Origin of the sequence: Endozoicomonas ascidiicola (assembly GCF_001646945.1) — a bacterium.
Classification (GTDB): domain Bacteria; phylum Pseudomonadota; class Gammaproteobacteria; order Pseudomonadales; family Endozoicomonadaceae; genus Endozoicomonas; species Endozoicomonas ascidiicola.
Map to the genome: position 1 here is coordinate 516,021 of NZ_LUTV01000005.1, position 10,787 is coordinate 526,807.

Consider the following 10,787-nt stretch of genomic DNA (forward strand, 5'->3'; position numbering starts at 1 on the left):
TTCTCTCAAATACGGAGTAGGACCACGGCGCGAAGCCTGTTGCAGTGTAGTGATGATAGCTGGATCAGTTATGTTGGAAACCGATTTCATGATGATCGTACAGGTGGAAACTATGAGGAAACAGTAGTTCAAAATTCCTGAGCCGGCTCGTAATGGATTAACTGATTGATCGGTTAGTCMGTTTATATGATTTCAAATGATCAACTACTTACTGCACTACCAGCATCCACGTTCATTACCGTATAACGAGCAAATACCTCCCACTGGCCACCTTTTGGCTTACTGAAGCTGCCTTTCTTATAAGAACGCTTACCGCCATCAATCATGTAAGAGATTTCTCCATAATAACCGCTGAGTTCTACATCTGAACTGGCATCTTTGGAGTCAATTTCTCTTTTGAGGTATTCAGCCTGCAGTTTCAATGACTGCATTTGGAATGCGGCTTCAAGGGCATATTCCGTATCACCGCTGACATTAGATACATCGCCAAACAGATCCACCTTCTCACCTTTTTTGATACCGATCCGGTCACTTCCGCTGGCAGATCCCATATCCGGATTAGCATCGAACAAGCTAAAACCAAGATGCACTAGCATATCGTCGTTCATAATAGGTGCGTAGGTGCCTCGGAAGGAATAACCCATGGTATCCATGTTGTCATTGTCATCTTCCTGATACCCCATATTCATCAAGGTAAATTGTGCTGTGTAGTTTTTAGCGACACTGGACACCCCAACGCCATAGTCATTGCCATCACCGCCCTGCATAAAGTTATAGATGAAAGGTCTTTCTATGGCAGTAATCCAAGAGGAACTGGTGGAATCCTCAAGGCCAAAATCCAAATCCCAACGGCCAACTTTTAAATTGATCGGCTTGAACCCTGTGTAAGCGATATACGCATCATCCAGCTTGATGGTGTCGTCTTTATTTTTCAGTTTCAGTGCGTACTTCCAAGTGTTATACGCCTTACCACTGAATTTCACCTCGCCTCTGCGAATATAGGAGGTCTGGCCATCTCGCTTTTCATCAGCAGACGGCATGCTCTGTCCATAAAGCCCATCGTAACTGGTAATATCCCACTGCAGCTTCCCGCTGACTTTAAAGGAGAAATCGCCACTTTCCGTTTTCAGCTGTAGCCCACCATTTTTGGTGCTGACAATGATGTCTTCACCTTCAGTTTTTACTACACCGGCATTGGCCTGAAGAACAATCCCCATTCCCAGAAACAGAGCAATTGGCTTGAGTTTCATGTTGAGCACTCCCACTTGTTGTTATCGTTGATGCCATATCAGCACAGCCTGTTGGCTGCTTCCCCTTGGCATTTTTTGAATACTGCGGAAGGTATCTTGTAGGTTGGGTATGTCAGATTCGTTAACGGGAAGTGAACGTTTCATTGCAAAAAAAAGCCCTTTTGATGACAAAAGGGCTTTTAAATCAGGATTACACCTCTTCAACTTCCTCCCATAGTTTCCGAAGTCGTTTATCAGAAACCGGGAATCGAGTGCCCAATTGCTGGGCAAACAGGGAGACTCGATATTCTTCAATCATCCAGTAAAACTGCTGAAGATTAGCATCGACGATTCTATGCTGAGCATGTGCTTCCTGTCGTTTTTCATACTTCTGCTGAAGCATTGCCAACTCTTCAGTCCAGGCTCGGTCTTTATTCACCTGGGCAGGTAATTTTTCAAATCGGGTTTCCAACGCCTTAAAGTACCTGGGATAGTGAGTCAGCCACTCCATTCCGGCATCCGCCATAAAGCCCGGACGCAACAGCCTTTGCAAATGCTGTTTGATATCCGCCAGAGCCAAAGCCCGATCAAAGCTGATCTTGCCTTTTAACTGTTTACTGACTCTCTGCCCAATTTTGAAAACCTCATTGACGATGGGGTCAATCTTCTCAGCAAAGGGAACAATGTCGCCTTTTCGGTTTTCCAACAGCTCAACAAAGGCCTCGCGATTCTTTGGCAACGCCTGACCTTCTCCCAGATACACAGCACTGATGATCAAATTTTGCAGATCATCTTCCAGCTGGTTCTGATTCATCAGGTTGGTTGCCAGCAGCTTGGTTTCTTTCAGCCCTTTCATTTTACTTAAAGCAAATTTTAACTGCGTAGACAGCCGAATTCTTAGCAGCCTGGTCAACCCTTTTCGATTCTCGGCCTCCGCCAGCGCGGAGCTTTCAAACAGCTGAACCGCCACAGAATCCTTTTGATCCACCAAAGCAGGGTAAGATTTCAACACCAAACCACCGGCTTTTCGGGTAATTTCGTGGGGCAACTCACCACAGGTCCAATCCAGTAGGCCTTCCTGCTCCACATGGCTTTTTGACAACTTACGGATAGTGTCTTGAGCATGATCAGCAAACTGCTTTCGCAGCTCATTCAAGTCTCTGCCCTGACCTATCATGTCACCGTCGTCATTAACGATGCGGATATTCATCAATAGATGTTTATCCAAACTCTCCGTCTGCCAATGCTCTTCAAGAACCCGCACACCGGACATACGCAGCAACTGTCGTCCGAGCATCTCCGTCAATGGCTCATCACAGGCGGTCAACGATTCCAAAGCGCCATTGACAAAATCCGGCACCGGCACAAAATTCTTCCGCACCGGTTTCGGCATGGCACGAACCAATGCCACGCACTTATCAAACAACATTCCGGGTACCATCCACTCCAGACGATGCTTGGGCAGCAAGCGCAGTGCTTCCACAGGAACCGTCAGAGTGACACCATCATCCACCTCACCCGGCGCAAAATGATAACTGAGCGGTAACTCCAAACCTTCGAAGCGGAAGCGATCCGGATATCGGTTAACCGTCACATGCTCTGCGTCGTGTTTCATCAAATACTCTTTGGTTAGAAAGAGTATCTGCGGCTGCTTACGCTCAACATCCCGGCGCCATTTTTCAAAACCGGCACCATTGCTAATCTCAGCAGGAATTAATTCATCGTAAAACTGATACAGCGTCTCGCTGTCCACCAGAATATCCCGTCGACGAGACTTCGCCTCCAGCTCATCCACTTCTTCAATTAATTCAAGATTGTGCTGCTGGAATGGGCCTTTGGAATCAAAATGTCCTTCGACCAAAGCCTCGCGGATAAATATTTCTCTGGAAACTACCGGGTCAATCAGCCCGTAATTTACTTTACGACGGCCGACCACGATCAATCCGTAAAGCGTGACTTGCTCGAAAGCCACCACCTGGGCACGTTTCTTTTCCCAATGGGGTTCAAAGTAATTACGTTTCACCAAATCCATGGCCAGCGGTTCGATCCACTGGGGTTCAACTTTCGCATTGCTACGGGCAAACAATCTTGAGGTTTCTACCAGCTCTCCGGACATCACCCATTTTGGTTTGCGTTTATAAAGGGTCGACGCAGGGAAAATCCAGAAACGACGATTTCTGGCACCCATGTAATCCGCTTCATCGTCCTTATTGCCCAGCTGTGATAAAAGGCCAGACAGCAACGATTTATGCACATCACTATAACTGGCAGGGGTATCATTAAACCGGAACTGAAGATCTTTACAGGCTAACGTCAGCTGTCGATGAAGATCACGCCATTCACGCATCCGCATAAAAGACAAAAACTGCTTAGTACAGTATTTGCGGAGTTGGTTTTGCGACAATTCCTGACGTTGCTCCTCATAAGCTTCCCAAAGGTTCACATACGTCAGAAAATCCGAGTCATCGTGGTAAAACTCACGGTGCAGTTGATCTGCGGCTTGTTGTTTGTCCTGAGGCCGTTCTCTTGGGTCTTGCGCTGCCAGCGCACTGACAATAATCGAGACTTCATGAACTGCATTATTTTTGTTCGCCTCGATCAGCATCCGCCCGAGCCGTGGATCAACCGGAAGCTGGCCAAGCTGTCGACCTACCGACGTTATACGACGATCTTTACCAACAGCGCCCAGTTCCTGTAATAACTTGAAACCGTCGTTAATCGCTTTGCTGTCTGGCGGATCAACAAACGGAAACGCGGCAATATCTCCCAATCCCATGCGCAGCATCTGCAGAATAACCGCTGCAAGATTGGTGCGCAGAATCTCGGGGTCCGTAAACTCTGGTCGAGAAAGAAAATCCTCTTCGGAGTAAAGCCGGATACAAATACCTTCCGCCACACGGCCGCAACGACCTTTCCGCTGATTAGCCGATGCCTGAGAGATCGCTTCAACCGGCAGGCGCTGAACCTTGGAGCGAACACTGTAACGGCTAATTCGAGCGGTACCCGGATCAATCACATATCGAATACCCGGAACCGTCAACGACGTTTCTGCCACATTGGTGGATAAAATCACACGACGACCAGAGTGTTCCCGAAAAATACGATTCTGTTCAGCCGCAGAAAGTCGGGCATAAAGTGGTAAAATCTCGGTATGGGCGAGCTTGGCATCTTTGAGAAACTGATGGGTTTCACGAATATCCCGTTCACCACTGAGAAAGACCAGAACATCCCCCAGTCGTTTACCCATTCCAGATCGTTCAAATCCATCAATGTCTTCCAGGGCAGCCAAAATACTCTGCTGCAGTCGCTGGTCAGCATCCCGTCCTTCCAGCTCAAGATCTTCCATTGGGCGGTACAGGGTTTCGACAGGATAGGTACGACCAGACACTTCGATCACGGGCGCATTATCAAAATGCTTTGAAAAACGATCTACATCGATGGTGGCAGAGGTGATAATCACCTTAAGATCAGGGCGCTTAGGAAGAATCAGCTTGATATAGCCCAGCAGGAAATCAATATTCAAGCTGCGTTCGTGGGCTTCATCAATAATCAGCGTGTCGTATCGATTCAGGAACCGATCATTCTGAATTTCGGCCAACAGAATACCGTCGGTCATCAATTTGACCAGTGTCGTATCCGTAGAATGATCCGTAAAACGAACCTGATAACCTACCTGCTCGCCCAACGTCCCACCCAACTCTTCCGCAATTCGAGTGGCAACAGAACGTGCAGCAAGGCGGCGTGGCTGGGTATGAGCAATGGTTCCGAAAATACCACGCCCGGCTTCCAGACAAATCTTGGGCAGCTGAGTGGTTTTACCCGAGCCGGTTTCACCGGCAATCACAACGACCTGGTGCGATTGAATGGCTTTGGCAATATCCGCTTTTCGATCAACAACCGGCAGCTCTTGTTCATAGCGAACCTCCGGCATAGCAGCCTGACGTCGCTCAACCAGATCAAGAGACGACGCAATTTTCTTGCTTATCTTTTCCAGACCCGCTTCATCATTCTGTTTGATACGACGCAATTGCCCCCGCAACCGATAGCGGTCACGCAGCATGCACTGCTGAATGGATTGGCGAAGTTGTTTGTCGGAAAAGCCGTCACTCAAGCCGGTTACTCCAGTAATTTACATCGTGATGGAAAAAAGCGACCGGAAATGGTCGCTTATATTCATTTCTACTGCGTTTAACGTTGACGAACAGCCAGTTCTTCGTCACGCAGCTGACGGTGGAGAATTTTCCCCACACTGGTGGTTGGCAGCTCGTCACGAAACTCAACTAGTCTCGGGATTTTATAGCCGGTCAGATTTTTCCGAAAGAATTGAATCACTTCTTCGCTGGTCAAGTCCGGGTTAGTGGATACCACAAACATCTTAATGGCTTCACCCGATCGTTTATCCGGCACGCCAATGGCAGCGCACTGAATTACATCTGGATGACTGGTCAATACATCTTCCAGCTCATTAGGATAAACGTTAAAACCAGAAATGCAGATCATGTTTTTCTTACGATCAACAATCGTGACATAACCTTCTTCATCAATATGAGCAACATCACCGGTCTTCAGCCAACCATCAATCATCACTTCAGCAGTGGCTTCTTCACTCTGCCAGTAGCCCTTCATCACGTTCGGACCTTTGATGCACAACTCACCAATTTCACCCATCGGCAAATCGTTATCATCACCATCAATGGTCTTAAGCTCACAGGAAGGTACTGGCAAACCAATGGTTCCCAGTTTGATCTTGGCCAGCGGGTTGATGGTCACTACCGGAGAGGTTTCGGTCATGCCATAACCTTCACAAACACGACAGCCGGTCACATGTTCCCAACGTTCCGCCGTATCCAACTGTAACGCCATGCCACCGGAGATGGTGTTTTTCAACCAGGAAAAATCCAACTTACGAAATGCTTCCTGATTCATCAACCCAACAAACAACGTGTTTAAACCGATAAACATGCTGAAAGGCTTGCCGGTCAAGTCTTTAATAAACGACTTCATATCCCGGGGATTGGTGATCAACATATTGTGTGCGCCCAGAAGCGTCGCCACCATACAGTGCACCGTAAAAGCAAAGATATGATACAGCGGTAATGGCGCAACCAGCAGCTCTTCACCTTCTTTCAGGTTACCGCCCACCAGCGCCTTAACCTGAAACATATTACTCAGAATATTCTTGTGGGTTAGCATCGCACCTTTTGCCACACCCGTTGTGCCACCGGTGTACTGCAGTATAGCGACATCGTCGTTTTCTCGACGGGCATCCACACAATGATGAAGTGCACCACGGCGCAGAACTGAATTGAACGACACAGCAGTAGGCAGTGAGTAGTCCGGCACCATTTTCTTAACATGGCGCACCACAAGATTGACAACGGTGCGCTTAATGACAGGCAGCATATCGCCAACCTGAGTGACAATCACATGTTTGATGGCTGTTTTGGACAATACCTTTTCAGCCATATTTGCCATGTTCGCCAGAACCACCAGCGCTTTCGCGCCTGAATCCCGGAATTGGTGTTCCATTTCCCGCTCGGTATACAGCGGGTTGGTGTTCACCACAATTAAGCCTGCACGAAGAGCGCCAAACACCGCCACCGGAAACTGCAACACATTAGGCAGCATAATGGCAATACGGTCACCGGGGCGCAAATCGGTATGGTTCTGCAGATAGCTGCAAAAGTGACCGCTGAGTTCAAACAGACGACTATAGGTCAGCTCATGCCCCATATTGCTGAACGCTGGTTTGTCCGCAAACTTACGGGTACTGTATTCCAGAACATCGATAATTGAGCGATACTGCCCGACATCAATGGTTGCAGGAATGCCTTCCGGGTACTTGTCTTTCCAGAATCCGGCGCTCATGGAATCAGCCTCCTGCATCCCTGATGAAGCTGTAAAGGTATTAAACTGGCTCGCAAATTGTTTGACCTGTCGTTTATAACAGTGGTGTTCACTAGGTGAAAAAATGAGGCTGAGATTACCAGTTTTCTGGCTTTGCTGGTAGACGACTAGTGGAAAATATCATGCCTTTACTCTCTGAATTTCCGGATGCCTGATAACGAGAAGAATATGTCATACCCGAAACCTGAGTTTTTACTGCCATCGGCGAACAATGAACACACTATTCCCGTTTACTGCTGGAAGACGGACCAGTCATCAAGGGGCGTTATTCATATCAGCCACGGCATGGGTGAACACAGCGCCCGCTACGATGAGCTGGCAAAACAGTTAAATGCCATTGGTTTTACCGTGCTGGCCCATGATCATCGAGGTCATGGCGCTGCTATTGAAAACAACCATGCCACCGCCGGTGAGTTTGGTGCAAATGGTTGGGAAAATGTCATTCTCGATACAAAACAGATGGTGGAATATATGGGTGAACATTATCCCGGTCAGCCTCTGTTTTTATTGGGTCACAGCATGGGCAGTTATATTCTGCAGGGCTACCTCAATCGTTATAACCCGAAGGTTCAGGGTGTAATTCTTTCTGGCTCAAACTTTGTTCCTGCGCCACTGTTAATGCTGGCAAGACTGGTTGCAAAATTTGAGGTTTGGCGTCAGGGAGGTGCTGGACACAGCGCCATTATTAATCAACTGACGTTTGCTGGTTTTAACCGACAGTTTAAGCCTAATAAAACTGAGTTTGATTGGTTGAGCAGAAATCCTGAATCCGTTCAGCAATACGTTGATGACCCACTGTGCGGCTTCCGTTGTTCAAATCAACTGTGGAGCGATGTTTTTGACGGGCTTTATGAAATCTGTTCCACAGCAACGCTTGAGAAAATTGATAAGAATCTTCCTGTGCTGATTATTGGTGGCGATAAAGACCCGGTCAGCGCTCCGAACGGTTTAAAGCAATTGCATAAAGCCTGGCTGGATTCTGGTCACCAAGAATCACAGTTGAAGCTCTACAAAGATGCTAGACATGAGTTGTTTAATGAAACCAATAAGCAGGAAGTGTTTGATGATTTAATGGCCTGGCTTCAGCAGCGCGTTTAAATAGTCAAAGCTTAACCCAACCTCGTTCCCACGGTCCTCCGTGGGAATGCATACCTAAACCTCAAGAAACAACCAACCGAGAAAAATCACCCACCCTAAGAAAGCAAATGGTTTCATCATTTACCCTGCACCAATATGCATTCCCTCGCTGGGGCGAGGCTGTCGCAAAACTCCAGAAACCTCGTTCCCATGCTCCAGCGTGGGAATGCATACCCCAAACATCAGGGTTTCCGGCTCCCACGCAAAGCATGGGAGCCAGGGCTTTTGCGACAACCTCTGGAGCATGGGAACGAGTTGTTTGAGCGTTTTGCGTCAGCGTCAGAGGATGAAAACAAAGCTAAAATCAACAAACCTACGCACAACCACCTGCAGCCCTAGTCAATAACCCCCATTTTATCCACAACCCATTTTTTATTAATAAACCATTAAGGTTGGCTGTGCATAATGGCCTCACCAAAACGGTACATGGTGTTTGCAAAAAAGCTTCTCTTAGTTAAAGCAGTATTGGATTGCAGCGTTTATTGACAGGAATGTTAATTAACCACCAGACAACACTTAACACAATGATGGCAGATAAATTCACATCGATGACTTTCTGCTTGAACAACTTGGGTAATTCAGGCTAAGTTACCGTTAATGGTTGGAAGCACCAATGTTCAGCAATTTTGCTAACCAATCGGCCAGCAGTTAACTTATTTGCCGCTGTAAGTTCCCGTCTCCAGGCCAGATAATGGGGTAGGTAACGAGTAGCAACCCCTTGGAATATGCCGCCAATCCAGCGTTTTAGATGTCTGTGATAAGAGTTTACAGTCTGGATGTGATAAGAGTTTACAGTCTGGATGTGATAGATACCTTCAACAACATGTTGACCTGCAGATGTCACCAGCTCCTTAAAGTCAAATCCAAGCTTGTCTGCAAGTTTTTCATGTGCAAGGTGGGCATCCGCACAAACCGTGGCCTGTATCGATATACGGCCATTTAAATGCCTGCATAATTCATTAGCMCTTTCGTTTTYCAGAACACCGTCGACRGTATTTCGATTGCGGTCCCGAGCCACCATCACCGGTACTTTTCGGGCTTTGTGGGGATCATTACCACGCTTTCTAGCTGGTCTTGGTAGGCCTTCTCTCTGCCCTTTGAAGGATTCACGGAAGAATGTTTCATCGAGCTCCGTAATGCCACAAAGCTCTTCTGCCTGGTCATTATTGATCACCTCAAGAAAGCGATGACGCCAGCGGAACGCGGTCTTCAAGTCAATGCCATTCTCAGCAGCAGCGGGTCGCAAGACCATAGAGTAAGTCATGCCTGTAAGGTACTTGCTCCATTTTTCAGGGTGCCTGAGCCTTGCCAAAGGTGTTCCGCTAAAAGCATTAAATGTGGAGTCACAAGTCTTGCAGTGGTAGCGCTGTCGGCCATTCCGTATACCCCAGMGACCAACGCTATGGCTTTTGCATCTGGGACATTTGGGGTTTTCTGCAAACTTGGACAGTATGCTTTTTTCTACGTCAKGTGTTGTATTATTGTTGGATAAAGATTTACTGCAAAGTGTTTCTGAATCAGTGGTTTCTACTGCCTCAGTAATTTCTATTTGGGCACTAATGAGCGAGGTGTTAAGAATGTCTCGCTGCTCACTGTTTAATGATGAAATGGAATCAATAAAATTCTGGAAGAGTTCAGATTGCATATCACTCCCCTACCACGTTGATTTTATAGGAGTTTAGCTGATTCAACCATTAACGGTAACTTAGCCGGTAATTCATATGTTAAAACCTATTGCTTCTGCACTGATTGCATCTTCTGTATTAATGGCTTCCTCCGGCGTAATGGCTGATGATTGGTTTGTTGGTGGGACTGTGGGTAAAGTCAAGCAAGATTCTGTCTTTACCGGGGATGACGGGTCTGATAAAACAAAACTCAAAGACACTTATCTCAGCAATTCCCGCTGACAGCTTATTAATGCTCAAATTAATTGGTAATTCAAACCGCCATTTATTCAGGACGAACGAAGTCACGCTGACTAATGAGCAACAATATCCGCAAGTTCTAAACACAGGTTAAACAGGACTATCTTGAGTGCCACTATGTGGTATCAACAACCAAATGTTTCAAACTAACACTCCTGCCTTCAATAATTGCTGTGAATAAATCATTCCAGTTATCGATGATAAACCAGTCAWACAAGCCACGAATCGCAYGCCATAGTGCCTTTTTGGACTTCTTTGCTTCAAGAGCCTGTTGGAAAAACTTGCAAGCCAACTGCTCTATCTGGTTGATGAGGAAAGCGGTGAACGTCAGGCTGGCCAGATTGGTCGCCAGGTGCTGCTTTCCGTGCCCGTAATTGTGTTCGAGATGATARCCCTGTGTTTTCAGTGTGTTAAACGTTTCGTTCTCAATTTTCCACTTGGCGCGGCCTCCTCGCATGACTTTCGTCACTTTTTCTTGCGTGAGTTGAATATTGGTTATCCAGGTATTGACGTATTTATTGCCTTTCGGATCAATTTCTACGTACTCAAGATAGTTGACCAGTGTCTCTTGATGAGACTTATTGATCGG

Annotated in this window: 6 protein-coding genes and 1 pseudogene; 2 read left to right on the forward strand and 5 right to left on the reverse strand. The window is 46.9% G+C overall.

Annotated elements, in window-relative coordinates; genetic code table 11:
- Positions 1 to 200: 200 nt before the first annotated feature.
- From AKL11_RS16050 to AKL11_RS16060, 3 genes are all read right to left on the reverse strand, one after another.
- Positions 201 to 1,250: an OprO/OprP family phosphate-selective porin gene (locus AKL11_RS16050; protein WP_067519228.1), complete on the reverse strand. Its 1,050-nt coding sequence runs from the start codon at positions 1,248 to 1,250 to the stop codon at positions 201 to 203.
- A 190-nt stretch (positions 1,251 to 1,440) separates the two neighbouring features.
- Positions 1,441 to 5,340: an ATP-dependent RNA helicase HrpA gene (gene hrpA / locus AKL11_RS16055; protein ID WP_301335662.1), complete on the reverse strand. Its 3,900-nt coding sequence runs from the start codon at positions 5,338 to 5,340 to the stop codon at positions 1,441 to 1,443.
- A 77-nt stretch (positions 5,341 to 5,417) separates the two neighbouring features.
- Positions 5,418 to 7,097, reverse strand: a complete 1,680-nt coding sequence (locus AKL11_RS16060) for an AMP-binding protein (RefSeq protein ID WP_067519230.1) — start codon at positions 7,095 to 7,097, stop codon at positions 5,418 to 5,420.
- A gap of 207 nt (positions 7,098 to 7,304) precedes the next feature.
- Between AKL11_RS16060 and AKL11_RS16065 the strand changes: the two genes are divergently transcribed.
- Positions 7,305 to 8,234 (forward strand): alpha/beta hydrolase, encoded by a 930-nt coding sequence (locus AKL11_RS16065; protein WP_067519763.1) that lies wholly within the window; start codon positions 7,305 to 7,307, stop codon positions 8,232 to 8,234.
- 622 nt (positions 8,235 to 8,856) lie between these two features.
- Here AKL11_RS16065 and AKL11_RS16075 read toward each other — a convergent pair.
- Positions 8,857 to 9,918, reverse strand: a complete 1,062-nt coding sequence (locus AKL11_RS16075) for an IS1595 family transposase (protein WP_067519235.1) — start codon at positions 9,916 to 9,918, stop codon at positions 8,857 to 8,859.
- 76 nt (positions 9,919 to 9,994) lie between these two features.
- Between AKL11_RS16075 and AKL11_RS16080 the strand changes: the two genes are divergently transcribed.
- Entirely contained in the window at positions 9,995 to 10,180 is a 186-nt protein-coding gene (locus AKL11_RS16080) for a hypothetical protein (RefSeq protein ID WP_067519237.1), read from the forward strand.
- A gap of 133 nt (positions 10,181 to 10,313) precedes the next feature.
- Here the strand turns inward: AKL11_RS16080 and AKL11_RS16085 are convergent.
- A pseudogene (locus tag AKL11_RS16085) lies at positions 10,314 to 10,787 on the reverse strand (hypothetical protein); the annotation flags it as partial.

What these genes read in the sequence shown, in the direction of transcription:
- AKL11_RS16050 (WP_067519228.1), bottom strand. Translation starts at nt 1,250, where the DNA reads ATGAAACTCAAGCCAATTGCTCTGTTTCTGGGAATGGGGATTGTTCTT.
- AKL11_RS16060 (WP_067519230.1), bottom strand. Translation starts at nt 7,097, where the DNA reads ATGAGCGCCGGATTCTGGAAAGACAAGTACCCGGAAGGCATTCCTGCA.
- AKL11_RS16065 (WP_067519763.1), top strand. Translation starts at nt 7,305, where the DNA reads ATGTCATACCCGAAACCTGAGTTTTTACTGCCATCGGCGAACAATGAA.
- AKL11_RS16080 (WP_067519237.1), top strand. Translation starts at nt 9,995, where the DNA reads ATGTTAAAACCTATTGCTTCTGCACTGATTGCATCTTCTGTATTAATG.